This window comes from Bacillus sp. AFS001701, assembly GCF_002559405.1.
Classification (GTDB): domain Bacteria; phylum Bacillota; class Bacilli; order Bacillales; family Bacillaceae_G; genus Gottfriedia.
The window spans coordinates 1-1,201 of the sequence record NZ_NTZO01000708.1; the positions used below are offsets into that span (position 1 = coordinate 1).

The 1,201-nt window shown below is 26.5% G+C and carries 1 protein-coding gene and 1 pseudogene; both read right to left on the minus strand.

Going from position 1 to position 1,201, the window contains the following annotated elements; genetic code table 11:
- Positions 1-264, minus strand: a pseudogene (locus tag CN514_RS24765) (hypothetical protein); the annotation flags it as partial.
- Positions 265-266: 2 nt separating this feature from the next.
- Complete coding sequence (locus tag CN514_RS24770) at positions 267-602, minus strand: PadR family transcriptional regulator (RefSeq protein ID WP_098234829.1); 336 nt, start codon at positions 600-602, stop codon at positions 267-269.
- Positions 603-1,201: the final 599 nt, after the last annotated feature.

Here is a 1,201-nt window from a genome sequence, read left to right on the forward strand (position 1 = left end):
CTTATTCCCATTGATAATATCATAATCTCCTAAAATTTCATTTGCTAATTTCTTTGGTGATAAATATTCTCTTAATATCATCTCTGGAATTTCTTTTGAATTAATTCCATTATTAAATTTTTCTAGTGCATTTTCATATAAATCACATTTTACTTCTTCGATATGTTGGTTTTTGATATCAGTAGGTAAAGCATTTAAATTTTTACTAAATTCATTTAAATAAGATTGAATAAGTTTATTAGAAAAGAATTCTATTTTAATCATAATTACTTGTCTTTCCTTCCTAAAGATTTTAGAGCTAGATAAACATCTTCGTAATCTTTTAAACGTTCATTTAAAACTAATATCCCTTCATATGTAATTTGATAATACTTTCTTTTTGGGCTATCTATGTTGTCTTCCCAATAAGTTATTGCCCATTTATTTTTAGTTAAACGATTCAATATAGGATATATTGAACCATTAGGTATTTCAAATACAGCATTTCCCTTTAAATGATTTGTAATTTCATAACCATACATCGGTTTTTGATTAATAAGAGATAATACCGCAAGTTCAAATACTCCTTTTCTTAATTGAATAATCCATTTGTCTTTTTCCATAATACCACTATATATGATTAACACCTATATTGCAATCATATATAGCTGTTTTATGATGGTATTTTAAATTTTTTTTATTTTGGAGCGTAATTTTTTAATAAATTAAAACACATAAAAACACCTATTATTGTTTTTTTATCTTAACATTTCATTTATATAATACTTAAATACTCATATCGCTTCATTATTCGATGAATCTCACATTCATATCTTGTTTATATAGAGAACCTTAATGGTAGTACTCAAAAAGCCAACCCCTTGTAGTTCAGAAGGTTGGCTTTTTTCGTTTTCTCACGAAATATATTTATAATAATCCATGTTCAAGGGCTTTGGGGTAGGTCTTGTACATCTAGTATTTTCTTTATTTAGTATAAAATCCTGTTTATTGAGTGGACAACTATGTATATTCCATTACCTAGCTCATCGATTGCTTGTGCTCGAACAGTTTCATCTTCTATACATTTGACTGATGTAATGTAAATATGGTTCAAAAATAAACTCCATTTTCTTGCCCCCAATAAATCATCGAATACTTTATATCTATTCTAATTAATTATTAAACTAAGCATGCTTTAGTCGAATAAGGTTCACTTACCGAA